Raw genomic sequence first — 22,663 nt, forward strand, 5'->3', positions numbered from 1 at the left:
AGACTCATGCCTAATCCAACCGAACTGACCGTCCACCAGAAATCGCGCGTGCTCGACGTCGCCTACGACGACGGCAGCGCCTATTCGATCCCGTTCGAACTGATGCGCGTGTACTCGCCGTCGGCCGAGGTGAAGGGCCATGGTCCCGGCCAGGAAGTCTTGCAGCTCGGCAAGCGCGAAGTCGGCATCGCCGACGTCGAGCAGGTCGGCAACTACGCGATCAAGCCGACCTTCTCGGACGGCCACGACAGCGGCATCTTCAGCTGGGATTACCTGTACGAACTGGGCCGCAGCCAGGAGTCGCTGTGGAAGCAGTACGTGGCGCGCCTGCAGGCGGCCGGCTTCGACGAAGAAACCGGCCGCGCGCCGGGCACCATGCTGCCGGGTTCGGCGCCGGCCAAGTCCGGCGGCGGCGGTTGCGGGTCGGGCAGCTGCGGCTGCAAGTGAGAGGGGACGCCTGCGCTGGTTGAACGCGTCGGCGGCATCGCCGCCAACCCTGCGCAGGGCTGGCGGCCGCCGACGCGGTGATCGCCAGGACCGGCACACCACGCACGTCATCGGCGCCCCAAAACAAAAGAGCACATCCTTGGATGTGCTCTTGTTCTTTGCAGGCCCGCATCGAGCGGGCCAATGCAGCATCAAGCCTGTGGCTGGATGTTTGCAGCTTGCTTGCCTTTAGGGCCGGCGGTGATGTCGAAGGTCACGCGCTGGTTTTCCTGCAGCGATTTGAAGCCGTTGGCGTTGATCGCCGAGAAGTGTGCGAACACGTCTTCGCCACCACCATCAGGGGTGATGAAGCCGAAACCTTTAGCGTCGTTGAACCATTTGACAATGCCAGTAGCCATGTTTATTCCCTCAAATATAAGTTGTTTTGCGTTGTTGCCCTGTTTGCGTACCTAGGACAAGAACCAGGGCCACGCTCTACATTGCAATTCTGATTATAAGGACAAATTCTTAAAACGGAAGCAAGATTTTTCAATCGTGTTCGCATTTACCACAACTCATCCAGATCGCATGTTCCTACGCGATTTTGATCTCAATCAGAACGTCATTGGCACTCGCAGCGTGAGGGTCACGTCCGGGGTATCGCGGGTCACGCCGGCGCCCACCGCGATATTCAGCGTGCGCTTCGGGCTCAGGCGGTAGGAGTAGCCCAGCAGCAGGGTGCCGAGCTGGGTGCGCACCGAGCCCGGCACCGGCTGGCCGTTCTGTTTCATGCGCGCGATGGTGCTGTGGTCGTAGCCGAGGCTGAGCGACGCCTTGTCGTTGAGCGCCAGGCCCATGCCGAAGTTAAAGCCGAGCACGTAGCCTGGTTCCAGCTCGCCCAGCGGCTCGCGCACGCCGTTGCGCACCAGGCGCGTCACGTCCTCGCGCTTGAAGTTGTGCACATAGCTCAGGTTGCCGAAGAAGACGGCCGGGTCGGACGGATACAGCCAGGTCAGCGTGCCTTGCAGCGAATGGAAGCCGGAACCGGTCGGCAAGTCCAGCGGCAGGCCGGTGCCGGTCACGTTCTCGCCGATGCAGCGCCGGTCGCAGTCGGTCACGACCTCGAACGGGTCGCGCCCGGTGCGGCTCTTGTAGCGCAGGCCGGCAATGTAATAGCCCTGGTCCGGGCCGCCGTTGTTGAGCTGGTAGCGGCCGGCGACTTCGACGTCGCCCAGGCCCTTGCCGCTGGTGTCGAACACGCGCTCGACTGCGGTGCCGGTGAACAGCTCGCGGCTGACCGTGGCGTCCGAGCGGTACACATAGGGCACCTTGACCTCGACTTCCATCCGGTTGTTGATGCCGGTACGGCCGGTGATCGCCGTGGTGAAAGTGTTGCGCTTGATCTCGCGCACGTCGACCAGGCCGATCAGGATCGCGGGGATCACGGTGTAGCCGACCAGGGCCACGCGGTTGCTCGACGAGTAGCCGTACTGCACCGATGGCTCGAGCACATAGGTGCCGCGCTGGGTCAGCACGCCGGGCTGGTCGCCGAGCGGCGCGACTTCGGGCGGGCGGTTCGGTTCCTGGCGATTGTTGTTCTGTGCGGTCTGCGGCTGCTGTTGCTGGGCCGGACGCTGGGCCTGCGCCTGCGCCGGGGCCGCCGGTTGGGCCGGGCCCGGCGCCGGCACGCCGGGCTGGTTGGGACGCGGCTGCGGCGGCAGCGGGGCCGCCACGCCGCTTTCGGGCGGCGGCAGCACCGGCGGCTGGGCCACCGGCGCCTGCATCGACATGCCCGCGCCGCGCTGCTGCGACAGCAGGACGCCGTCGGCCAGCGCGGTCGGCACGGCGAACGGGGCGCCGGACAGCGGGGCGTCTTCCACGAGGCGCTCGCGCGCCGCCAGCGCCGGGGCGGTGCTCACGGCAGGGGCGCCCTGGGCCTGCATGCGTTGCAATTGCTCGCGCTGCGCCTGGAGTTCGAGCATCAGACGGTTCACCATTGCCCGCTGTTCGGCCAGTTCGTCCTTGAGTTGGGACAGTTCGGTCTGTCGGTCCTGCGGGCCGCTATCGAGCGGCGCGGCTGCAGGTTGTTGAGCGAGCACGGACGGCGCCAGGAGGGCGGCCGCCAGGCCGGCGGCGCCAAGCCGCGCGACGTGTGAATACATCCAGGTCTCCAATAATTGACAATATTGCAATGCTACAGTGTTCCTGGGGAACGCACTACGGCGTCACGAATCGTGCTGTGGAAATTCATGTCTTTTAGCAAGGACATGCTGTTGACGGCCGAGGTGATGGTGGTGACGGAACTGATCGCCTGGTTGTCGAGGGTGTTCTGTACCAGGGTCGCGCCATTGGGCAGGTTCAGGTCGGCCGCGGCGAAGTTGTTGCCGCCGATCTGGATCATGCGTGCGGCGCCCAGCGCTTCCTGGGTCAGGCGGGCCTGGTCGGCGCTCAGCGCGGCCAGGTCGGGAATAGCGATGTTGGTGCGCGACAGGATTTCGCCGTTGACCGACACCACGCGCTCGATGCCGAGCGCCACCGACAGGCCGCCGGCGATCTCGAAACCGCCGCGGGCGCCGTCCAGCGTCTCGGCCCCGACCGGGGCGCCGAAACCGGCCACGCCGTTCGCGGCGGCATCGGCCGCCCGCACCGGCGCCATCGCGCCGAGCGCCGCGCACAGGGCGCCCGCAAGCACGCCACGTTGCATCATCTTGCTAAAGCTTGGCCAGCGCATATCACATCCTTTACGTCAAAAGTCGCCGGGGCCGAACTTCGGCAGCGAGGCGCTGAGCTGGTCCTGGTGCATGCCGGCGCCCAGCGGGGCGCGCGGAGCGCCGCGCCAGTCGGCCGGCGTGTTGAAGGCGATGCCGTCCTTGTGGCTGTGGATCACGAACAGGATCTTGTTGCGCCAGATTTCCTGGAACCGCTCCATGCTCACGACGCGGTTGCCGGTGGACGGGTCGCCGATCAGGATGCGGCCATCCTCGTAGCCCTTGACGACCACGAAGTGGTTGAAGCCGCGGTCGGTGATCAGGACGATGGCCGGCAGTTTTTCGGTGATCAGCTTTTCGATCGGCAGCTTGAAGCCGTCGGCGCGAAAGCCGCGCGCGGCCAGGAAGCGCTGCATGTCGAGCAGCGAAAAGCCTTCCTTGTGGATCCTGGTCTTGTCCCCTTTTTCGTACATTTCCTGGAACACGTCCTGTTCCGGCGTCGGGGTGCCATAGTGGTGCGACAGCAGGGTCGACACGGCGGCGGCGCCGCAACTGTAGTCGTACTGCTGGCGCGTGGTGCGCTGGAATTTGATGTCCTTGAGGCTGGTGACGGGCACGTTGACGCGCCCGACCACCGCCAGTTCGAGCGCCGGCGCCGGAGCCGGCGCCAGCAGGGTGCCGCACAGGGCGGCGAGGAAGATCCCGTGCTTCATGCTCTTCCTATTGCAGTTGCAGGTTGATGACGGTCGCGTTCTGGATCAGGACGTTCGCGCCGGAGTTCTGGATCACGACAGGCAGGCCCGAGGAGTTCGCGAACGAGCCGTTGTCGATGATGTTGAATCCGGTGGTCACGTTGGTGGCCGTGTTGTTGCCGACGGTGCCGCCGAGCGTCGCCTCGGTGGTCACGAAGTCGGCGCCGCCACGCAGGCCGCCCAGTTCCTCGGCGTCGGTCGTCTTGCCCCAGCCTTTGGTGAAATCATCTTCCCGGCCCGGTGCGACATCCACTTTGGACAGGAAGCCCACCACCACCGGCAGCTTCGCCGGTTCCGACGCCTGGGCCGCCACTGGCAGCGCCATGCAGGCCGCCAGCAGGAGAGAGCCGATCTGGGTAATCCGTTTCATGATGCCTCGCTCGAAAAGCCGCCACGCGGATAGCGCCGCGTGGCGGGTCGCAAGCGTCCGGCCGTGCCGGACGCTTGCGCGGTTGCTGCTCAGACCTCGTGATTACTGGCCGCTTGGGGTGGTGCCGCCGACGTTCATGTTCGACTGAACGTTGACGCTTTGCTGGATCAGCGACGAGAAGCCGTTGTTCTGGCTGATGATCGAGATGCCGGCTGCCGACTGGGCGATGTTGCTCATCGAGTTCGACATGTCGAAGGAACCCGCGGTCACGTTGTTGGTGCCGCCGTTGCCGCCGGTGCCGGCGCCGCCGAAGCCGCCGGTGCCTGCGCCGGCAACCATTTCGCCGGTCGAGCCGCCAGCGCCGCCGGTGCTCGAGCCGCCCGCGCCGCCGTTGCCGCCGGCGCCCGAGGTGGCGTCGCCCGAGGTGGCCGAGCCGCCGGTGGCCGCGCCGCCGGTGGCCGCGCCGCCGGCGCCGCCGGCGCCGGTCGATGCGGTCGCTTCAGCGCCCGAACCGCCCATGCCGCCCGCGCCTGCGGTGCCGCCCTGGCCCGCGCCGCCTGCGCCGCCCATGCCTTCGGCGCCGTTGCCGCCCATGCCAGCCGTGCCGGCCGCGCCCGAACCGCCCGCGCCTGCGGTGCCGGTGGCGCCAGCGCCGCCGGTGCCTGCCAGTGCGGCGCCCGAACCCGCAGTGCCGCCGGTGGCCGCGCCGCCTGCAGCGCCCGCGCCCGAGGTATTGGTGCCGGCCGCGCCAGAACCGCCGGCGCCGCCTGCCGCGCCTGCGCCGCCCGCGCCGGCCATCGCGTCACCCGCGGTGCCCGAGCTGGCGCCGCTGGTCGGGCTGCCTGCGGTCGAGGTGCCGCCGGTGTTGGTGGCCGCGCCGCTGGCGCCGCCGGTGCCGGCCATGTCGGTGCCCGAGCCTGGCATGCCGCCCGAACCCGAGGTCGAGGCGGCGTCGCCGATCGCCGCGCCGCCGCCGCTGGCGCCGTTCGATGCGGTCAGGGTCGAGCCCGACGAGTTGCCGCCCATGGCGCCCGCGCCGCCCATGCCGCCGGCCGCGCCTGCGCCGCCGTTGGATTCGCCGGCGCCGCCCATGCCGCCGGCGCCGGTGCCGATGGCGCCGTTCGCGCCGCCGTTGCCGCCGGCCAGCGAGCCGGTCGCGCCGCCGTTGCCGCCCATGGCTGCGCCGCCTGCCGCGCCCGAGCCGCCGTTGGCCGCGCCGCCCATGGCGCCTGCGCCGCCCATGCCTGCGCCGCCCGCTGCGCCGTTGCCGCCGGCAGCGTAACCGCCAGCCGCACCTGCGGCGCCCGCGCCGCCCATCGAGTGGGCCGCGCCGCTCGCGCCGCCGTTGCCGCCGGCGGCGTTGCCGACGGTCGAGGCGCCGGTCGATGCGGTGCCCGCAGCGGCGTAGCCGCCTGCGCCGCCAGCCGCGCCCGCTGCGCCCGATGCCGAGCCGCCGGCTGCGCCGGTGGCCGAGGTCGAGCCGGCGTAGCCCGCGCCGCCGGTCGAACCGGTGCCGGTCGCGCCGTTGGCGCCGCCGTTGTTCACGGCGTTGTTGCCGATGTTGCTGATGTTGTTGCCCGACACGGTGCCGGTCAGCGAGCTGACCGCGTTGGCCGACGAGGTGTTGAACGAGTTGGCGACCGACGAGTTGGCGCTGCCGCCGTTGTTGGCGGCTGCGGCGCCGGCGGCTGCCGCACGGGCGTCACCCGAGCTGTTGTTCTGGCCCGAGCTGTCCTGGCTGCTGTCGTGGGTGGTCGTGGTGTTGGTCGTGATCGTGTCGTTGCTGTCGATCGTCTCGGTGTTGGTGCGGGTGTCCGACTGGGTGTTCGTGTTGTTGGCGACGCGGTTGTCCGAACGGTCCACCTGGTTGTTGTTGTTGGTCGTGCTGTTGTCGTTCTGCTGGCTGTTGTTGTTTTGCTGGCTGTTGTTGTTGGCCTGGCTGTTGTTGGTGTTGGTCGTGGTGTTGGTGCTGGTCGACTGGTTGTTGCTGTCGGCGGTGTTGGTGCTGCTGTTGTTGGCCTGGCTGTTGTCGGTGCTGGTGTTGGTATTCGTGTTCGTGTTGGTCGCCTGGTTGTTGCTGTTGGCCTGGCTGTTGTCGGTGTTGGTCGCGGTGTTGGTGTTGGTGTTCGTGTCGGTGTTGGTCGACGAGTTGGTCGAGGTATTGCCGCTGTTGCGGGTGTCAGTGACAGTGCTGCTGTCGGTGTTGGTGGTCACCGACGAGGTCTGGGTGTTGCCGCCGCGGACGTCGTTGACGGAATTTTCTTGTGCGTGGGCCATGGTGAATGCCAGGGCGATCGCGGTTGCCAGGATAGTGCGCTTCATTGTTGCTCCCCTAATGTCACTGTTGAGTTCCCGGGGTCCCATGACTCCCGGTCCACTCGTTCAATAGCAGTTCTTATGCCAAGTGAATCCGGAATAGTTAAGTCCTTGATAATGTAGGAATAATTTGATGAGTTGCATCGCGGCGACAAGGGAAAATGAACTTGAACAATAGCTAATAAGCAAAGTGTCTCAGACTCGTGACAAAGTGAACAAAAAGCCCATGAAACTGTATCAATCTGTCACCGCAAGCAGCTGTCACAGAGCGAACACGACCCGCCGTGCGTCGCCGTTTGGCAAGCGCATTGGCGGGAAAAATCTGTCAGATTAGGGGAGGCGCCGTAGGAAAAGGCTGACGGCAGGGAGGGAAGTGTACTTACAGGGAAATCGCGTGCTTGGCCATCAGGCGATACAGTGTCATACGTGAGACACCGAGGTCGCGCGCGGCCTGGCTGATGTTGTTGCCGGTGCGCGCCAGGCTTTCGCCGATCGCGACGCGTTCGGCCGACAGCCGCGAATTGCCGAGCCCTTCCCTGACCGGGCAGATCGGTCCGATGCTGGGCAGGTCGAGGTCTTCCGGCATGATCAGGCGGTGTTCGGCCAGCACCATGGCGCGCCGCACCCGATTGATGAGTTCGCGCACATTGCCCGGCCACTCGTAGCGCGCCATCGCCAGCAGCGCTTCGCGGCTCACGCCTTTCAACTGCGGGCTGCGTTCGGCCGCATACTTGTTGAAGATGAGGTCAGTGAGCAGCGGCAAGTCTTCCTTGCGTTCGCGTAGCGGCGGCACCCGGATCGGGAACACGCTGAGGCGGTAATACAAATCTTCGCGGAAGCGCCCCTCGCTGACGGCCTGGGGCAGGTCGACATGGGTGGCGGTGATCACGCGCGCGTCGACCGCGATGGTGCGGGTGCCGCCGACGCGGTAGATCACGCGCTCCTGCAGGAAGCGCAGCAGGCTGGCCTGCAGGTCGAGCGGCAGGTCGCCGATCTCGTCCAGGAAGATGCTGCCGCCGGACGCCGCTTCGAGCAGGCCCTGCTTGTCGCGGGTGGCGCCGGTGAAGGCGCCGCGCTCGTGGCCGAACAGTTCGGAATGGATCAGGGCCGGCGCCACCGCCGCGCAATTGATGGCGATGAAGGGACCGTTCGCGCGCTGCGAGCGCAGGTGGATTTCCTGGGCCGCGAGTTCCTTGCCGCTGCCGCTCTCGCCCGAGATCAGCACCGGTGCGTCGACCGCGGCGATCTTGTCGATGTGGGCGCGCAGGCGCACGATGGCGCGCGAGGCGCCGTCGATGTGGCTGGCCCGCTCCGTTGCCTGGCGCCGGTGCGGCGGGGTGGCCTTGGCCAGCGTCGCCATGCCGTGGGCGTGGCCAAGCGAGTGCTGCAGGCGCAGCGTGTCGACCGGGCGCGTGTGGAAGTCGACCAGGTGGGCGGCGACCAGTTCGCGCACGGCCGGCTGGTCGATGCGCGGCGCGTCGAACACGCCGATCCAGCGCGTGTGATGGTGCTGGCGCAGGAAGCGCTCGAGCTCCGCATCGCCCGCGGCGCCGCTGCGGTCGAGCAGCAGGCCGACCCCGTAGTGTTGCTGTGACAGGACCTTGCGCGCCGCGGCGATGCTCTCCACCACGCACACATCCCAGCCGGGCAGCTCGCCGTGGCAGGCCCGTGCGTGCGCATTGCCTTCACCCGAAATGCATAAGAGACGTTTTACAGACACCGTTGCCCTCGTTATGACTGGACCTGGCCAGCTGCCTTGTAGTGAGTCCCGGTGCGCATTGGCATCACGCACCGTTGCGTCGGCCGATCCCGGCAAGGGAATTGCTGACGCGAAAAGTATTGTTCAATTAAACCCGAAATGCCGGCGACATGTCGCACAAAAATTATTAGAAATTTAATGACACGTGCAATTGTGAACGAAGTATTTACTTTCCCTAATGTCTATTCGTCCAAATTTATTGGCGACATGCTATTGATCTTACCGAGGTCAAGCGAAGCGGAAAAGGGGTCTCGCAGCGGCGCATCGTTGCCGAGCGCCTTGTTAGCGCTCGATGCGTTGTGCCGCTCCAACAAGGACCGCGAAACGACGCCGGGACGACGCCGTGTCCTGTCCACGCCCGGGCGCCGGCGCCCGGCATCCAATGGCGCGGCCGGGCGCCGGCCTGCTTGTATAATGCGGCAACACCCAACCGTCCCGCACATATGACCAATACCACCCACTTCGGCTACAAGACCGTCGCCGAGGACCAGAAGGTCCAGGAAGTCGCCAAGGTTTTCCACTCGGTCGCCGCGAAGTACGACGTCATGAACGACCTGATGTCGGCCGGCCTGCACCGCGCCTGGAAGATGTTTACGATCGCCCAGGCCGGCGTGCGTCCGGGCTTCAAGGTGCTCGACATCGCCGGCGGCACCGGCGACCTGGCCAAGGCCTTCGCGAAGCAGGCGGGCAAGACCGGCGAGGTCTGGCTCACCGACATCAACGAGTCGATGCTGCGCGTCGGGCGCGATCGCCTCTTGAATAAAGGGCTTGTCACCCCAACCATGTTGTGTGACGCCGAAAAATTGCCGTTCCCGGACAACTATTTTGACCGGGTCAGCGTCGCGTTCGGGCTGCGCAACATGACCCACAAGGATCAGGCCCTGGCCGAGATGCGGCGGGTGCTGAAACCCGGCGGCAAGCTGCTGGTGCTGGAATTTTCGAAGGTGATCGCGCCGCTGCAAAAACCGTACGACGTGTATTCGTTCTCGGTGCTGCCGTGGCTGGGACAGAAAATAGCGGGCGATGCCGACAGCTATCGCTACCTGGCCGAGTCGATCCGCATGCATCCCGACCAGGATACGCTGAAGGGGATGATGGAAGAAGCAGGACTGGAGCGGGTCCAGTATTTCAACCTGACGGCGGGTGTGGCCGCTTTGCACACCGGTATAAAACTCTAAGGATAGAGACAATGAAAAAGTTTTTGGTCACGACGATGTTGGCAGTCACCACGTTCGCGATGGTGGCAGACGCCTTCGCCCGACCAATGGGCGGCAAGCGTTCGGTCGGGCGGCAATCGCAGTCCGTGCAGCAGATGCAGGGTCCGGCGCCGGCGCCGGCCCAGAGCATGCAGCGCCAGACCCCGAATTCGGCCACGCCTGCCGCGGCCGGCGCGACTGGCGCCGCGGGCGCTGCGGCCGCCGCCAAGAAACCGAGCATGATGCGCAACATCCTGGGCGGCGCACTGCTGGGCCTGGGCCTGGGCGCGTTGCTGTCGCACCTGGGCATCGGTGGCGCACTGGCCAGCATCATCTCGACCATCCTGATGGTCGCGCTGATTGGCCTGGCGATCATGTTCATCGTGCGCATGGTGCGCCGCAAGGACACGCCGGCCAATCCGTCGGCGGCCTCGAGCACCGGCTTCAATGGCTTCCAGCCGCAGGCCGCCGGCGCGACCGCCACGCCTGAAATCGGCTCGGGCCTGCGCAACGGACCGTCCGCCTTCCAGGGCAACGTAGCGCTGGACAAGGGCGCCGCGGCGGCCGGCTTCGGCGGCGCTGCCGCCGCGCCAGGCCACCAGCAATGGGGCGTGCCGGGCGACTTCGACAGCGAAAGCTTCCTGCGCCATGCGAAATCGTCGTTCATCCGCATGCAGGCGGCCTGGGACCGCGGCGACACCGACGACCTGCGCGAATTCACCTCGCCCGAAGTGTTCGCCGAGCTCAAGATGCAGATCCAGGAACGCGGCGGCGTGGCCGACTACACCGACGTCGTCAACATCGACGCCCAGCTGCTGGGCATCGAGAAGACCGCGACCGACTACCTGGCGAGCGTGCAGTTCAACGCCATGATCCGCAGCGCCAAGGACGCGCTGCCGGAACCGTTCGTCGAAGTCTGGAACATGTCGAAGCCGCTGTCGGGCTCCGGCGGCTGGGTGCTGGCCGGCATCCAGCAGCCGAATTGAGCGCATTGCTAAGGCGCTTAGTTTTGGTGGAATTATTTTTCCATAAACATTCCGTGCCGCCGGGTTTGCGCCCGGCAAACTGGTAAGATCAAAACCGCCCGCATCAGCCCGGGCGGTTTTGTTTTTTGAGGGTCATCCGCTCCATGTTTTCTAGTCTTTCGTCACTGTCGCCTCAGCACGCGCTCACGCTGCCCGCGGTCGCCGCGATCAACCACTTGCTGGCCCAGGAAGCCTGGGCCAGGGCCGCGCTCATGCGCCATGCCGGCAAGGACGCCTGCATCGACGCTGGGCTGGTTCAATTGCGCATGCGCGTCGGGCGCGACGGCCTGCTCGAAGCCATGCATCAGGGCACTGCGCGCGACACGGCGGGCGAAGCCGCGGCCAGCGTCACGATCCGCGTGAAACCGGCCGACCTGCCGCTGATCGCGCAGGACCGCACCCGTGCGCTGTCATACGTGAAGATCGAAGGCGACGCCGAGTTCGCCAACGTGATCTCGCAGCTGGCCAACGGCCTGCGCTGGGATGCCGAGCACGACCTCGAGCGGGTGGTGGGGCCGCTGGGCGCCCATCGCCTGGTCAAGACCGCGCGCCGCGCCGCCGGTGGCGCGACCGAGACGGGACGGCGCCTGGCCGAGAACCTGGCCGAGTTCCTGGCCGAGGAAAGGCCGGTGCTGGTGCGGCCGGTGCAGCGCGACGCGTTCGCCGCCGACGTGGTGCGCCTGCGCGACGACGTCGAGCGCACCGCCAAGCGCATCGCGCGCCTCGAACAACAGCTGGCCCGGCCGGACGCCGCCACACCCTCCCTCATTCCTACCCGCGCAGACCACCACCCGGATCGTCGATGATATTGAAATTCCTGCGCCTGCTGCGCATCCTCACTGTCTTCACCAAGTACGGCCTGGACGAGATCGCAGTCACCAGCATCAATGCCCCGCGCACCGCGCGCCTGATGAACACCTTCTTTTTCTGGCGCACGATCACCTCGCCGCGCGCGATCCGCCTGCGCCAGGCGCTGGAAGAGCTGGGCCCGATCTTCGTCAAGTTCGGCCAGGTGCTGTCGACCCGGCGCGACCTGGTGCCGCCCGATATCGCCGACGAGCTGGCGCTGCTGCAGGACCGGGTGCCGCCGTTCGGCTCCGACCTGGCGGTGGCCCAGGTCACGCGCTCGCTGGGCGCCCATCCCGACGAGCTGTTCGCCCGCTTCGACCGGGAGCCGGTGGCCTCGGCCTCGATCGCCCAGGTCCACTTCGCCCAGCTCAAGGATGGCAAGGAAGTCGCGGTCAAGGTGCTGCGTCCCGGCATGAAGAAGCTGATCGACGAAGACATGGCCCTGATGAACCTGGCGGCCAGCCTGATCGAACGCGTGTGGAGCGAAGCGCGACGCCTGAAGCCGCGCGAGGTGGTGGCCGAATTCGACAAATACCTGCACGACGAGCTGGACCTGATGCGCGAGGCGGCGAACGCCAGCCAGCTGCGCCGCAACTTCGCCGGCTCCGATTTGCTGATGGTGCCCGAGATGCACTGGGACTACTGCTCGAGCAGCGTGATCGTGATGGAGCGCATGTACGGCATCCCGATCTCGCAGATCGACCGCCTGGCGGCGGCCGGCGTCGACCTCAAGAAGCTGTCGAGCGATGGCGTGGAGATCTTCTTCACCCAGGTCTTCCGTGATGGCTTCTTCCACGCCGATATGCACCCGGGGAACATCCTGGTCTCGACCGCGCCGGAGACCCTGGGCCGCTATATCGCGCTGGACTTCGGCATCGTCGGCACCCTGAACGATTTCGACAAGGATTACCTGTCGCAGAATTTCCTGGCCTTTTTCCGCCGCGACTACAAGCGCGTGGCCGAGGCGCACATCGAATCCGGCTGGGCGCCCGCGACCACGCGCGTGGACGAGCTCGAGGCCGCGGTGCGCGCCTGCTGCGAACCGATCTTCGACCGCCCGCTGAAGGACATCTCGTTCGGCCAGGTGCTGCTGCGCCTGTTCCAGACCTCGCGCCGTTTCAACGTCGAGGTGCAGCCGCAGCTCGTGCTGCTGCAAAAGACCCTGCTCAATATCGAAGGGTTGGGACGCCAGCTCGATCCCGACCTGGACCTGTGGAAGACCGCCAAGCCGCATCTCGAGCGCTGGATGACGGAACAGGTCGGCTGGAAGGGCCTGACCGAACGCCTGCGCGCCGAAGCGCCGCGCTACGCCCAGATCTTCCCGCAGCTGCCGCGCCTGGTATACCAGCTGCTGGAGCGCGAAACGAAAGGGCAGTTGGCGCATCCGTATGTGCCGAATGCCGACATGCTGGCGCTGATGCTGATGGAACAGCGGCGCGCGAACCGGATGCTGGCCTTCCTGATCTGCGTGGCGGCGGGAGGCGCGGTCGGGGTGGCGCTGTACCTGGTCTGACCGCGCCAAGAAAAAAGCCCGCGGACGCGGGCTTGGGAAGCTAGTGTTCTTTTATGGACCATGCTGATGGGGGCATCGCGCAGTCTTCTGTTTCTTCTTTACGGTGAACAGCAAGGATTCCCTGCTGCCAACATTGGGTGAAGAAGCCGTATTAGAGCATCCAATCCGATGGTTGGGCAAACGAAACACCTGTTGACGATGGTGAAAAACAACATCGAACGGTGCGCACTTGCCCATGCGGCGGCTCTATGCCAGCCGAGGTAGTCCGCAAACGGCAAATGCCCGTGCAAAAGCTTTATAATTCAGGGTTTTGAAGATTTTTGCGGAGCACCTAGCATGCCGATTTACGCCTACCGTTGCGAAGACTGCGGTTTTTCCAAAGATGTACTGCAAAAAATTTCGGATCCGGTCCTGACCGTGTGCCCGTCCTGTGCCAAGCCGTCGTTCCAGAAACAAGTGACCGCTGCCGGCTTCCAGCTCAAGGGCACCGGCTGGTACGTGACCGATTTCCGCGGCGGCACGCCGCCTGCCAGCGGCGCAGCCGGCAACGGCGCGTCCGGTACCGGCACGTCCGCTACCGGCATGTCCGCTACTGGCACGTCCGACAATGGCGCGTCCGGCAATGGCGCGGCGCCGGCCGCGGCGACCGGGTCCAGCGCACCGGCAGCCGCGGCGCCGGCCACGCCGGGCACGTCCGGCGACAAGAACGGCGCCTGATCCGGCGCGGCCAGCGCCGCGCGCCAACAAGTACAACGGGAATCCGATGCGCAAATATTTCATCACCGGCCTGCTGGTCCTGGTGCCCCTGGTCATCACGGCCTGGGTGCTGAACCTGATCATCAGCACGCTCGACCAGTCGCTGCTGTTCGTGCCCGACGCCTGGCAACCACGCGTCATGTTCGGCATGGACGTGCCGGGCGTCGGCGCGGTGCTGACCCTGGCCATCGTGTTCATGACTGGCCTGCTCACCAACAACCTGGTCGGCAACTACATCGTGCGCCTGGGCGAGCGCCTGCTCAAGCGCGTGCCGGTGGTCAGCTCGCTGTACGGCAGCGTCAAGCAGGTATCGGACACGCTGTTCTCGCCGTCGGGCAATGCCTTCCGCCAGGCGGTGCTGGTGCCGTATCCGCATGCCGATTCGTACACCATCGCCTTCCTCACCGGCGTGCCGGGCGGCGAAGTGGCGGGGCACCTGGGCGGCGACTTCGTCAGCGTCTACGTGCCGACCACCCCGAACCCGACCTCCGGCTTCTTCCTGATGATGGAGCGCAGCCGCGTGAAAGAGCTGGACATGACGGTCGATGCGGCATTGAAGTACATCGTCTCGATGGGCGTGGTCGCGCCGCCGGGCGCATCGGCCAGCGCGCCGGCCGCGGCGATCAAGTAGCACCGAATCAAAGAATAGTGGCCGCCTGCGATGGCGGCGCGAGCAATCAACCAACCTGGAACGAAAACTATGTCCACCATGCGTACCAACTACTGCGGCCTCGTGACCGAGGAACTGCTGGGCCAAACCGTCAGCCTGTGCGGCTGGGTGCACCGCCGCCGTGACCACGGCGGCGTGATCTTCATCGACCTGCGCGACCGCGAAGGCCTGGTGCAGGTGGTCTGCCATCCGGACAACGCCGCCGTCTTCAAGGCCGCCGAACACGTGCGCAACGAGTACTGCCTGCGCATCGTCGGCACGGTCACCAACCGCCTGGAAGGCACGGCCAATGCCAACCTGAAGTCGGGCAAGATCGAGATCAACGCGACCGAAGTCGAAGTGCTGAACGCCTCGGTGCCGGTGCCGTTCCAGCTGGACGACGACAACCTGTCGGAAACCACCCGCCTGACGCACCGCGTGCTCGACCTGCGCCGCCAGCAGATGCAGCACAACCTGCGCCTGCGCTACAAGGTGTCGATGGAAGTGCGCAAGTACCTGGACAACCTGGGCTTCATCGACATCGAGACCCCGATGCTGACCAAGTCGACCCCGGAAGGCGCGCGCGACTACCTGGTGCCGTCGCGTGTCAACGCCGGCAACTTCTTCGCGCTGCCACAGTCGCCGCAGCTGTTCAAGCAGCTCTTGATGGTCGCCAACTTCGACCGCTACTACCAGATCACCAAGTGCTTCCGCGACGAAGACCTGCGCGCCGACCGCCAGCCTGAATTCACCCAGATCGACTGCGAGACCTCGTTCCTGAGCGAGCAGGAAATCCGCGACCTGTTCGAAGAGATGATGCGCGTCGTGTTCAAGAACACCACCGACGTCGACCTGCCGAACCCGTTCCCGGTGATGGACTTCGCCACTGCCATGGGCAAATATGGTTCGGACAAGCCGGACATGCGCGTCAAGCTCGAGTTCACCGAACTGACCGAACTGATGAAGTCGGTCGAGTTCAAGGTGTTCAACAGCGCGGCCAATCTGCCGAACGGCCGCGTGGTCGGCATGCGCGTGCCGCAGGGCGGTTCGATGCCGCGTTCGGAAATCGACGCCTACACCCAGTTCGTCGCGATCTACGGCGCCAAGGGCCTGGCCTACATCAAGGTGAACGAGAAGGCGAAAGGCCGTGACGGCCTGCAGTCGCCGATCGTCAAGAACCTCTCCGACGACGTGCTGGCGCAGATCCTGGAGTTGACCGGCGCCCAGGACGGCGACCTGATCTTCTTCGGCGCCGACAAGGCGAAAGTCGTCAACGACGCCCTGGGCGCGCTGCGCGTGAAGATCGGCCACTCGGAATTCGGCAAGAAGGCCGGCCTGTTCGACGACGTCTGGGCCCCGCTGTGGGTGGTCGACTTCCCGATGTTCGAGTACGACGAAGACGGCGACCGCTGGACCGCGACCCACCACCCGTTCACCGCGCCGAAGGACGGCCACGAAGACATGCTGGAGTCGAACCCGGGCGCCTGCGTCGCCAAGGCCTACGACATGGTCCTGAACGGCTGGGAACTGGGCGGCGGCTCGATCCGTATCCACCGCGAGGAAGTGCAGAGCAAGGTGTTCCGCGCGCTAAAGATCGATGCCGAGGAAGCGCGGCTCAAGTTCGGCTTCCTGCTCGATGCGCTGCAGTACGGCGCGCCGCCGCACGGTGGCCTTGCCTTCGGCCTGGATCGCCTGATCACCCTGATGACCGGCTCCGAGTCGATCCGCGACGTGATCGCCTTCCCGAAAACCCAGCGCGCGCAAGACCTGTTGACCAACGCGCCGTCGGAAGTCGACGAGAAGCAGCTCAAGGAGCTGCATATCCGTCTGCGCAACGAGCCGAAGGTCGCCTGATCGCGTAGGGTTGGCGGCTTGCCGCCGACGCGGTGATAGTTTGCAGCAAGATCATTCGGCGCCGACAAGGAGCCGATCACGATCGCCGCGTCGGCGGGAGACCCGCTGACCCTACGTTCAGCAACGAGGTTTCCATGAAACCCCACAAGATCCCCGAATCGGTCCTGGTCGTGATCCACACTTCCGACATGGAAGTGCTGTTGCTCGAACGCGCCGATCGCCCGGGCTTCTGGCAATCGGTCACCGGTTCGCTCGACGCGCCCGACGAGCCCTTGATGACGACCGCCGCGCGCGAACTGTTCGAAGAGACCGGCATCGTGGTCGACGGCGGACGTATTCGCCTGCGCGACTGGCAGCTCTCCAACGTCTACGAAATCTATCCCGTCTGGCGCCACCGCTACGCCCCCGGCGTGACCCACAACACCGAGCACGTGTTCTCGGTCTGCGTGCCGCGCGACATCCCCATCCTCCTCAGCCCGCGCGAGCATTTGCGCCATGCCTGGCTGCCGCACCTGGAAGCGGCGGACCGCTGCTTCTCGTCTTCCAACGCCGAAGCCATCCTGCAATTGCCCCGCAAGACAGGCTAAAAATTGCGAACGGCAAATAAAATTGCTTAAAAGCAGCTTATTTGCCGAAAATCATCATTGAAATATGGCATGTGTGCGCAATAAAATGACGTTTTTTAACAAAAGCACGCAGGGTCTTTTTTTAGAAAATGGTCTGTGCGTGACCACGCATATGAGCTCGCGCAAACGTATTCTCTCCTATGAAAATACATTTGATTACAGTTCAATTGACTTTTTCGTGGCAATAGGAAATTTTGTGAAATTGCGTATGCACAAGATATTCCACGTTTGACAACAGTAAATGTGTGGATTAAGGTCAACGGCTCACCCAAGGTGAATTTTTGATGTGCAACTTTTAAGTGGATGATTCTGGGAGAAAAAATGGATAACCTCGAACTGAATGGCGACAAGAAAGTTAAGGCAATCACGCTAGGGGACGACTGCATTTATATCGACCTGTTCGACGGCCTGCGCCTGAGCGGTCCGTTGGCGCCGCGCGCAGAGAAGCAGGGCGCGCAAGAACGCCGTCCGCGCCGCATGATCGTGTCGGGGCATGAAGCGGTCTACGATACGGCGCTGGCGCTTGCCTGACTGTCGGATTCAGATTCAGTGAGGGCGCGACGGCATCAAGCAGGCCGCCGCGCTCCGCGCTCCAGCGTCAGGCTGTGAAGCGCACGATTGGGCCCGTTCCACGAGAACGCTGGTCCGATCCGGGTAGAATGTTCCCATGAAAATCCGTGTAGCCACTTACAACATTCATAAGGGCGTCACCTCGCTGCGCAGCACGCCACGCGTGATCGCGCTCAAGAAGGCCATTGCTGAATTCGATGCCAACGTGGTGTTCCTGCAAGAGGTGCAGGGGCGGCACGACCGCTACCAGGCGCGCTATGGCAAGGAAGACCGCGGCCACCGCCACTGGCCCGAGACGGCCCAGTACGATTACTTCGCCGCCGACGTCCACCATACGGCCTACGGGATGAACACGGTCTATGACCACGGCCACCACGGCAATGCGCTGCTGAGCTGCTGGCCGATCGAGAATTCGCACAACCACGACGTCTCCGACCACGCCTACGAGCAGCGCGGCATCCTGCACTGCATCCTGGGCGCGCCCGAATGCCGCGTGCACTGCTACGTGGTCCACCTGGGCCTGTTCGAAGGCGGCCGTGGCCGCCAGACCGCCTCGCTGATCGATGCCGTCAACGCTTCGGCGCCGAACGGCGAGCCGGTGATCATCGCGGGCGACTTCAACGACTGGCGCAATACCCTCAGCGACAAGTTACGCAACGCCCTGGGCGTCAAGGAAGTGTTCGACGAACTGGGTCCGCGCTCGCCGATGGGCGACATGGTGCGCAGCTGGGCCGGTCGCCAGCCGCGCCTGGCGCCGGCCCGTACCTTCCCGGCCATGCTGCCGTGGTTCAGGCTCGACCGCATCTACGTACGCGGCTTCAAGGTCAACAGCGCCAAGGTGATGCATGGGCCGTTGTGGGCCAAGCTGTCCGATCATGCGCCGATCGTGGCCGAGCTCGAACTCACGCAAGGTCCATGCGCAGTCTGACCTTCGTCGACAACAATGACATCGCGCTGCTGCAGAGCGGCATTGCTTTTTTCCCGGCGCTGATCGAAGCGCTCGACGCCGCCCAGCACGAGGTCTTGTTCGAGACCTATATCTTTGCCGAGGACGAGACCGGCGCCGCCGTGCGCGACGCCCTCGCGCGCGCCGCCCGGCGTGGCGTGAAGGTGAGGGTGCTGGTCGACTGGTTCGGCACCGGCCACCGCTGCTGCGGCCGGCTCGGATCCACCCTGGTCGAGGCCGGCGCCCAATACCGCGTGTTCAATCCCTGGTGCCGGCGCGGCATCGCCCGGTCGCACCGCAAGATCGCCGTGATCGACCGCGAAGTCGCCTTCGTGGGCGGCATCAACGTCAACGACGACTGGCTGTGCGACCACGCCGACGGCCACCGCCTGCCGGCGCCGCGCTGGGACTTCTCGGTGCGCGTGCGCGGGCCGCTGGTGGCCCAGATCCACCAGGAGGCGCAAGTCCAGTGGACCCGCAGCGGCCGCCTGCGGCTGCGCAAGCGCTTCCAGTTGTTCCGAGAGATGCGCAAGCAAGCCATTCCCTCTTGCGAAAGCCCGGCCCGGGCCGCATTTGTGGTGCGTGACAACCTGCGCAACCGCAGCACGATCCAGAAAGCCTATCTGCAAGCATTGGGACGCGCGCGCCACAGCGTGCTGCTGGCGACGCCGTACTTCGCGCCGGGCCGCAAGTTCCGCAAGGCGCTGGCGCATGCCGCGCGGCGCGGCGTGCAGGTGACGCTGCTGATCGGGGTGGGGGAGTTCAAGCTCCAGGATGCGGTCGCGCATTCCTTCTATCCCAAGCTGCTGCTTGACGGCGTGCGGGTGGTCGAGTACCGCAAGACCCAGCTGCATGCGAAGGTGGCGGTGGTCGACGACGACTGGGCCACGGTCGGTTCCAGCAATTGCGACGGCCTGTCGCTGTTCCTGAACCAGGAAGCCAATGTGGTGGTGAGCGATCCGGTGTTCGCCGCCACCATGCGCGCGCACATCGAGCGCGGCATCCTGGACGGCGAGGAAGTCTGTCCGCAGGAGTTCGCCCATATCGGCTGGCTGCGCCGCGCCACCTATGGCATGGCCTACATGATGTACAAGCTGGTGATGCGGGTCGTCACGTTCGGCTATACCTAGGGATAACGGAAAGAGAAGATGGAAAAAGACAACGTACGAATCGACAAATGGCTGTGGGCGGCGCGCTTCTTCAAGACCCGCTCGCTGGCCCAGGACGCGGTGGAGCGCGGCCGGGTGCGCATTGGCGGCGAACCGGTCAAGCCGGCGCGCGCCGTCAAGATCAACGACCGCATCCTGATCGACAACGGTTCCGATCGCTGGGAAGTGATCGTGGCCGCGATTTCGGGCTCGCGCGGGCCGGCGCCGGTGGCGCGCACCCTGTATTTCGAGACCGACGAGAGCATTGCGCGGCGCGAGAACGACAAGACGGCGCGCCGCCTGTACCCCGAGCCGAGCATGGACATCAAGGGCCGTCCGACCAAGCGCGACCGCCGCGCAATGGAGCGCGTGGGCGAGGAATGACGACGGGCGCAATGCCCCTCGTCAACGGGATATCCCGTTGCGCCGAAATGCTGTACCTTTATGGGTGAAACAACAAACTTCCGGTCCTCGCCCACGGCGGCGGACGGAAGCGCTCCATGGCGCCATCTCCCGGCGCCAATCGTTGTCTTGCATCAATAGAACGTCACCTCTAAGTTCCCGTTTGACATTCCTCGGCTGATAGATAATAGTACGAGCGTTCGGATTTTTTTCGATTCAGGGGCAGCCATCAGTACTTCAGCTAAATTCATGCGCAAAGGCGAGCAGACGCGGGCCGCGATCCTCGACGTCGCGCTCGATCTCGCCAGCCGCAACGGTCTCGAAGGCTTGACCATCGGCTTGCTGGCCGACCGGATGAGCATGAGCAAGTCAGGCGTGTTCGCCCATTTCGGTTCGCGCGAAGACCTGCAGCTCGAGGTGGTCAAGCTGTATCACCACCGCTTCGAGCAAGAGGTGTTTTATCCGAGCATCAAGGAAGCGCGCGGCCTGCCGCGCCTGGTGGCGATGTATACCCGCTGGGTCAAGCGCGTTTCGGTCGAGATCGCGTCGGGCTGCATCTATATCAGCGGCGCCGTGGAATACGACGACCGCGAAGGCCCGATCCGCGAGGAGCTGGTGTCGATGGTGCGTGCCTGGCAGGGCGCGCTGCTGCGCAGCGTGCAGCAGGCGGTCGAAGCCAGGCATCTGCGCGCCGATCTCGATCCCGAGCAGCTGGTGTTCGAGATGCACGGCCTGATCCTCGCCCTGCACCACGACGCCCGCTTCCTGCGCAATCCAGGCGCGGTCGAGCGCGCGCGGGCCGCCTTCGAGCGCCTGGTCGAGAATTACCGCAGTCCCCAACTACCGCAAGACCATCAGGCGGCGTAACGCCGCCTGCCACGTCCAACATCTTTACCCTCGTTCAGGAGATAACCATGGGTCAGTACGTCGCGCCAATCCGGGATATGCAGTTCGTTCTGCACGAATTCCTCAACGTCACCGAAGAATTCAAGAATCTGCCGAAGTACTCGGAGATCGATGCCGACATCATCAACCAGGTGCTGGAAGAAGGCGCGAAGTTCACGCAAGAGGTGCTGTTCCCGCTGAACCACTCGGGCGACCGCGAAGGCTGCCACTTCAATGCCCTTGACAAGACCGTGACCACCCCGAAGGGCTTCAAGGAAGCCTACCGGCAGTACGTGGAAGGCGGCTGGGCGGCGCTGGCCTGCGACCCTGAATACGGCGGCCAGGGCCTGCCGATCTCCCTGAACAACTCGTTCTACGAGATGCTGAACTCGTCGAACCAGGCCTGGTCGATGTATCCGGGCCTGTCGCACGGCGCCTACGAGTGCCTGCTGGAGCACGGCACCGACGACCAGAAACGCCTGTACCTGCCAAAACTGGTCTCGGGCGAGTGGACCGGCACCATGTGCCTGACCGAAGCCCACTGCGGCACCGACCTGGGCCTCTTGCGCTCGAAGGCCGAGCCGCAGGCCGACGGCACGTATCTCATCACCGGCTCGAAGATCTTCATCTCGGCGGGTGAGCACGACATGTCCGAGAACATCGTCCACCTGGTGCTGGCGCGCCTGCCGGACGCGCCGGAAGGCTCGAAGGGCATCTCGCTGTTCCTGGTACCGAAGTTCCTGCCGAACGACGACGGCTCGCTGGGCGAGCGCAACGGCATCGCCTGCGGCGCCATCGAAGAAAAGATGGGCATCCACGGTAACTCGACCTGCCAGATGAACCTCGATAACGCGCGCGGCACCCTGATCGGCCAGCCCCATAAGGGCCTGCAGGCGATGTTCGTGTTCATGAACGCCGCCCGCCTGGGCGTGGGCATGCAGTCGCTGGGCCTGACCGAAGTCGCGTACCAGAACGCGCTGGCCTACGCCAAGGACCGCATCCAGATGCGCAGCCTGTCGGGCCCGAAGGCGCCGGACAAACCGGCCGACCCGATCATCGTGCACCCGGACGTGCGGCGCATGCTGCTGACGGCCAAAGCCTATGCCGAAGGCGCGCGCGCCTTCTCGTCCTACGTCGCGCTGCAGATCGACCGCGAGCTGAACCACCCTGACGAAGACGTGCGCAAGGAAGCGGCCGACGAAGTGGCGCTCCTGACCCCGATCATCAAGGCCTTCATCACCGACAACGGCTGGATCGCGACCTCGGAAGCGATGCAGGTGTACGGCGGCCACGGCTACATCGCCGAGTGGGGCATGGAGCAGTACGTGCGCGACGCCCGCATCAACATGATCTACGAAGGCACCAACACCGTGCAGTCGCTGGATCTGTTGGGCCGCAAGATCCTGATGGACAACGGTGCCAAACTGCGCAAGTTCGGCGAGAAGATCAAGGCCTTCGTCGAAGACAACGGCCTGGATGAGCAGCTGTCCGAGTTCGTGACCCCGCTGGGCGAGCTGGGCGAGAAAGTCACCAAGCTGACCATGGAAATCGGCATGAAGGCCTTCCAGAACCCGGACGAAGTGGGCGCCGCCGCCGTGCCTTACCTGCGCGTGGCCGGCCACCTGGTGTACAGCTACCTGTTCGCGCAACAGGCCAAGATCGCCCTGGCCAAGCTCGATTCGGGCGACAAGTTCTACGAGTCCAAGCTGGCGACGATCCGCTTCTATTTCGCCCGCCTGTACCCGGAAACCGCGATGCTGATCCGCCAGGCGCGGTCGGGCGCCGCGAACCTGACGGCGCTGGACGCCGAGCTGTTCTAACACCACGTCACGCTGATCGACCAACGCCGTCGTTCCCGCGAAGGCGGGAACCCAAGTTTGCAAGCGCTGCCACTGAGCTGAAAAACTTGGGTC

Annotated in this window: 22 protein-coding genes; 15 read left to right on the top strand and 7 right to left on the bottom strand. The window is 65.1% G+C overall.

Annotated features, from left to right (window positions below):
• Positions 1-6: 6 nt before the first annotated feature.
• Positions 7-447: a gamma-butyrobetaine hydroxylase-like domain-containing protein gene (locus ABIB38_RS03345; protein ID WP_429201722.1), complete on the top strand. Its 441-nt coding sequence runs from the start codon at positions 7-9 to the stop codon at positions 445-447.
• Between the two features lie 191 nt (positions 448-638).
• On the opposite strand, the gene ABIB38_RS03350 is transcribed toward ABIB38_RS03345, so the two are convergent.
• From ABIB38_RS03350 to ABIB38_RS03380, 7 genes are all read right to left on the bottom strand, one after another.
• On the bottom strand, positions 639-845 hold the full coding sequence (locus ABIB38_RS03350) for a cold-shock protein (protein WP_109345346.1): 207 nt from the start codon (positions 843-845) through the stop codon (positions 639-641).
• A 195-nt stretch (positions 846-1,040) separates the two neighbouring features.
• Positions 1,041-2,588, bottom strand: coding sequence for a hypothetical protein (locus ABIB38_RS03355; protein WP_429201724.1), 1,548 nt, complete (start codon positions 2,586-2,588; stop codon positions 1,041-1,043).
• Between the two features lie 32 nt (positions 2,589-2,620).
• Positions 2,621-3,157, bottom strand: coding sequence for a hypothetical protein (locus ABIB38_RS03360; protein WP_429201726.1), 537 nt, complete (start codon positions 3,155-3,157; stop codon positions 2,621-2,623).
• Positions 3,158-3,172: 15 nt separating this feature from the next.
• Positions 3,173-3,847 (bottom strand): C39 family peptidase, encoded by a 675-nt coding sequence (locus tag ABIB38_RS03365; protein ID WP_429201728.1) that lies wholly within the window; start codon positions 3,845-3,847, stop codon positions 3,173-3,175.
• A gap of 7 nt (positions 3,848-3,854) precedes the next feature.
• The gene (locus tag ABIB38_RS03370) at positions 3,855-4,256 is read right to left on the bottom strand and encodes a hypothetical protein (protein ID WP_429201730.1); all 402 of its coding nucleotides are present in this window, start codon (positions 4,254-4,256) and stop codon (positions 3,855-3,857) included.
• Between the two features lie 102 nt (positions 4,257-4,358).
• Positions 4,359-6,578, bottom strand: coding sequence for a hypothetical protein (locus ABIB38_RS03375; protein WP_429201731.1), 2,220 nt, complete (start codon positions 6,576-6,578; stop codon positions 4,359-4,361).
• 373 nt (positions 6,579-6,951) lie between these two features.
• Positions 6,952-8,292, bottom strand: coding sequence for a sigma 54-interacting transcriptional regulator (locus ABIB38_RS03380; RefSeq protein ID WP_429201733.1), 1,341 nt, complete (start codon positions 8,290-8,292; stop codon positions 6,952-6,954).
• Between the two features lie 482 nt (positions 8,293-8,774).
• On the opposite strand from ABIB38_RS03380, the gene ubiE reads away from it, so the two are divergent.
• The 14 genes from ubiE to ABIB38_RS03450 all read left to right on the top strand — a co-directional run bounded on the left by ubiE (position 8,775) and on the right by ABIB38_RS03450 (position 22,570).
• Entirely contained in the window at positions 8,775-9,509 is a 735-nt protein-coding gene (gene ubiE, locus ABIB38_RS03385) for a bifunctional demethylmenaquinone methyltransferase/2-methoxy-6-polyprenyl-1,4-benzoquinol methylase UbiE (protein ID WP_429201735.1), read from the top strand.
• A gap of 11 nt (positions 9,510-9,520) precedes the next feature.
• Positions 9,521-10,513 (top strand): Tim44 domain-containing protein, encoded by a 993-nt coding sequence (locus ABIB38_RS03390; RefSeq protein WP_429201737.1) that lies wholly within the window; start codon positions 9,521-9,523, stop codon positions 10,511-10,513.
• Positions 10,514-10,656: 143 nt separating this feature from the next.
• On the top strand, positions 10,657-11,358 hold the full coding sequence (locus ABIB38_RS03395) for a ubiquinone biosynthesis accessory factor UbiJ (protein WP_429201739.1): 702 nt from the start codon (positions 10,657-10,659) through the stop codon (positions 11,356-11,358).
• Complete coding sequence (ubiB, locus tag ABIB38_RS03400; protein ID WP_429201741.1) at positions 11,355-12,914, top strand: ubiquinone biosynthesis regulatory protein kinase UbiB; 1,560 nt, start codon at positions 11,355-11,357, stop codon at positions 12,912-12,914. Before ABIB38_RS03395 ends, ubiB begins: the two co-directional genes overlap by 4 nt.
• Positions 12,915-13,250: 336 nt before the next feature.
• Positions 13,251-13,631 (top strand): FmdB family zinc ribbon protein, encoded by a 381-nt coding sequence (locus tag ABIB38_RS03405; RefSeq protein WP_429201743.1) that lies wholly within the window; start codon positions 13,251-13,253, stop codon positions 13,629-13,631.
• Between the two features lie 46 nt (positions 13,632-13,677).
• A complete protein-coding gene (locus ABIB38_RS03410) occupies positions 13,678-14,301 on the top strand; it encodes a DUF502 domain-containing protein (protein WP_429201745.1) in 624 nt (207 codons plus the stop codon).
• A gap of 69 nt (positions 14,302-14,370) precedes the next feature.
• Positions 14,371-16,173: an aspartate--tRNA ligase gene (aspS, locus tag ABIB38_RS03415; RefSeq protein WP_429201746.1), complete on the top strand. Its 1,803-nt coding sequence runs from the start codon at positions 14,371-14,373 to the stop codon at positions 16,171-16,173.
• A 134-nt stretch (positions 16,174-16,307) separates the two neighbouring features.
• Entirely contained in the window at positions 16,308-16,760 is a 453-nt protein-coding gene (nudB, locus tag ABIB38_RS03420) for a dihydroneopterin triphosphate diphosphatase (protein ID WP_429201748.1), read from the top strand.
• Positions 16,761-17,120: 360 nt separating this feature from the next.
• Positions 17,121-17,330, top strand: a complete 210-nt coding sequence (locus tag ABIB38_RS03425; protein WP_429201750.1) for a hypothetical protein — start codon at positions 17,121-17,123, stop codon at positions 17,328-17,330.
• Between the two features lie 136 nt (positions 17,331-17,466).
• The gene (locus ABIB38_RS03430; protein WP_429201751.1) at positions 17,467-18,297 is read left to right on the top strand and encodes an endonuclease/exonuclease/phosphatase family protein; all 831 of its coding nucleotides are present in this window, start codon (positions 17,467-17,469) and stop codon (positions 18,295-18,297) included.
• On the top strand, positions 18,285-19,445 hold the full coding sequence (clsB, locus tag ABIB38_RS03435) for a cardiolipin synthase ClsB (RefSeq protein ID WP_429201752.1): 1,161 nt from the start codon (positions 18,285-18,287) through the stop codon (positions 19,443-19,445). The genes ABIB38_RS03430 and clsB overlap by 13 nt, the downstream gene beginning before the upstream one ends.
• A gap of 18 nt (positions 19,446-19,463) precedes the next feature.
• The gene (locus ABIB38_RS03440; RefSeq protein WP_429201754.1) at positions 19,464-19,847 is read left to right on the top strand and encodes an RNA-binding S4 domain-containing protein; all 384 of its coding nucleotides are present in this window, start codon (positions 19,464-19,466) and stop codon (positions 19,845-19,847) included.
• A gap of 267 nt (positions 19,848-20,114) precedes the next feature.
• The gene (locus ABIB38_RS03445) at positions 20,115-20,732 is read left to right on the top strand and encodes a TetR/AcrR family transcriptional regulator (RefSeq protein WP_429201756.1); all 618 of its coding nucleotides are present in this window, start codon (positions 20,115-20,117) and stop codon (positions 20,730-20,732) included.
• A 47-nt stretch (positions 20,733-20,779) separates the two neighbouring features.
• Positions 20,780-22,570: an acyl-CoA dehydrogenase C-terminal domain-containing protein gene (locus ABIB38_RS03450; protein ID WP_429201758.1), complete on the top strand. Its 1,791-nt coding sequence runs from the start codon at positions 20,780-20,782 to the stop codon at positions 22,568-22,570.
• Positions 22,571-22,663 lie beyond the last annotated feature (93 nt).

The sequence above is a fragment of the Massilia sp. UYP11 genome (assembly GCF_050434805.1).
GTDB lineage: Bacteria > Pseudomonadota > Gammaproteobacteria > Burkholderiales > Burkholderiaceae_D > Telluria.

Bases quoted from the DNA above. Each gene is read 5' to 3' on its own strand.
- ABIB38_RS03345 (WP_429201722.1), top strand. From the start codon at position 7: ATGCCTAATCCAACCGAACTGACCGTCCACCAGAAATCGCGCGTGCTC.
- ABIB38_RS03350 (WP_109345346.1), bottom strand. From the start codon at position 845: ATGGCTACTGGCATTGTCAAATGGTTCAACGACGCTAAAGGTTTCGGC.
- ABIB38_RS03355 (WP_429201724.1), bottom strand. From the start codon at position 2,588: ATGTATTCACACGTCGCGCGGCTTGGCGCCGCCGGCCTGGCGGCCGCC.
- ABIB38_RS03360 (WP_429201726.1), bottom strand. From the start codon at position 3,157: ATGCGCTGGCCAAGCTTTAGCAAGATGATGCAACGTGGCGTGCTTGCG.
- ABIB38_RS03365 (WP_429201728.1), bottom strand. From the start codon at position 3,847: ATGAAGCACGGGATCTTCCTCGCCGCCCTGTGCGGCACCCTGCTGGCG.
- ABIB38_RS03370 (WP_429201730.1), bottom strand. From the start codon at position 4,256: ATGAAACGGATTACCCAGATCGGCTCTCTCCTGCTGGCGGCCTGCATG.
- ABIB38_RS03375 (WP_429201731.1), bottom strand. From the start codon at position 6,578: ATGAAGCGCACTATCCTGGCAACCGCGATCGCCCTGGCATTCACCATG.
- ubiE (WP_429201735.1), top strand. From the start codon at position 8,775: ATGACCAATACCACCCACTTCGGCTACAAGACCGTCGCCGAGGACCAG.
- ABIB38_RS03390 (WP_429201737.1), top strand. From the start codon at position 9,521: ATGAAAAAGTTTTTGGTCACGACGATGTTGGCAGTCACCACGTTCGCG.
- ABIB38_RS03395 (WP_429201739.1), top strand. From the start codon at position 10,657: ATGTTTTCTAGTCTTTCGTCACTGTCGCCTCAGCACGCGCTCACGCTG.
- ubiB (WP_429201741.1), top strand. From the start codon at position 11,355: ATGATATTGAAATTCCTGCGCCTGCTGCGCATCCTCACTGTCTTCACC.
- ABIB38_RS03405 (WP_429201743.1), top strand. From the start codon at position 13,251: ATGCCGATTTACGCCTACCGTTGCGAAGACTGCGGTTTTTCCAAAGAT.
- ABIB38_RS03410 (WP_429201745.1), top strand. From the start codon at position 13,678: ATGCGCAAATATTTCATCACCGGCCTGCTGGTCCTGGTGCCCCTGGTC.
- aspS (WP_429201746.1), top strand. From the start codon at position 14,371: ATGTCCACCATGCGTACCAACTACTGCGGCCTCGTGACCGAGGAACTG.
- nudB (WP_429201748.1), top strand. From the start codon at position 16,308: ATGAAACCCCACAAGATCCCCGAATCGGTCCTGGTCGTGATCCACACT.
- ABIB38_RS03425 (WP_429201750.1), top strand. From the start codon at position 17,121: ATGGATAACCTCGAACTGAATGGCGACAAGAAAGTTAAGGCAATCACG.
- ABIB38_RS03430 (WP_429201751.1), top strand. From the start codon at position 17,467: ATGAAAATCCGTGTAGCCACTTACAACATTCATAAGGGCGTCACCTCG.
- clsB (WP_429201752.1), top strand. From the start codon at position 18,285: ATGCGCAGTCTGACCTTCGTCGACAACAATGACATCGCGCTGCTGCAG.
- ABIB38_RS03440 (WP_429201754.1), top strand. From the start codon at position 19,464: ATGGAAAAAGACAACGTACGAATCGACAAATGGCTGTGGGCGGCGCGC.
- ABIB38_RS03445 (WP_429201756.1), top strand. From the start codon at position 20,115: ATGCGCAAAGGCGAGCAGACGCGGGCCGCGATCCTCGACGTCGCGCTC.
- ABIB38_RS03450 (WP_429201758.1), top strand. From the start codon at position 20,780: ATGGGTCAGTACGTCGCGCCAATCCGGGATATGCAGTTCGTTCTGCAC.